The 977-nt window shown below is 66.2% G+C and carries 1 protein-coding gene; it reads right to left on the reverse strand.

All coding sequences use genetic code 11. The features are described from left to right. Positions 1-202: 202 nt before the first annotated feature. The gene (locus tag C1I97_RS37870) at positions 203-691 is read right to left on the reverse strand and encodes a hypothetical protein (RefSeq protein ID WP_369008384.1); all 489 of its coding nucleotides are present in this window, start codon (positions 689-691) and stop codon (positions 203-205) included. Positions 692-977: the final 286 nt, after the last annotated feature.

A 977-nucleotide genomic window follows, 5' to 3' on the forward strand; every position in this document is an offset into this window, starting at 1 on the left:
CTGTCGACCGCCCCTCCGCCGCCTACACCGACCAAGCAGCAGAGTGCCGAGCAGCACCCCTCAGCGCATCAGGAACTGGCCGCGTTCATCCGTACGCGGGTGGGGACGTTCACGTGTACGCCGACACTCCCTGCCGCGAGCCGACACGACAAGGCCCCGCTCACCCTCCGTTCGAGCGTGAGCAGGACCTCGCGTTTGTCGGTCAGTCTTCGTCGGCCGCTTCCAGAGCGCGTTCGATCTGCTGGTTCGCGCGTTGTTGGTTCCGGTGAATGGCCTTGGCGTAGAAGCGGAACAGGACCGCGATGCTGTGGCCTGCCCGGCGTGCGACTTCGGCCGGAGAGACGCCGGACTCAAGCCAGAGCGAGACACCCGCGTGGCGCAGGGAGTACGGCACGCCAGCCAGGGGCGAGGCTGTCTCGGACTCCGTCAGTACTGCGAGCCGGGCCGCCTTCCACACCTCCCCGTACTCCTTTGAGAGGAGGTGGCCACCCTGGGCCGCACGAAAGAGCCGACCGTCCTCGGCGGTGCCGAACTCCTTGACATGCTCGCGGATCATGCGCACGAGAACGGAGGGAATCGGCACCGACCGGGTCGCCTTGCGAGCCCGCTTCTTCAGGCCGCGCGTATCGAACGACTCGCCCGTGTCTGTCCAGCCGGAGCCGACTCGGGGCATGCTCGTCGAGAGCAGCACTTCACCCCAGCCCTCTTCGGGAAGGGTGAAGTCGTCCGCACGGAGACTGGCCGCCTCACCAGGGCGGTTGGCCGCGTAGTAGAGGCAACCGAAGAACGCCTTCAGGTGCCGTCCGCGTTCGCCCTGCTCTCCAACAGCATCGATCAGCGACTTCGCTAGCTTAGTGGTTCGGACCGGAAGTCCTTCGGGGGTTGATCATGTAGCTGGCTCGGCGGAGGATTCTTCGTGGTGATCGGTGGTGTGCCGGTCGAGTCTGGCCAGCAGATCGTCCAGGTCGGAGGTGGTG

It is taken from the genome of Streptomyces sp. NTH33 (assembly GCF_003236365.1).
In the GTDB taxonomy this organism is placed as follows: Bacteria; Actinomycetota; Actinomycetes; order Streptomycetales; family Streptomycetaceae; genus Streptomyces.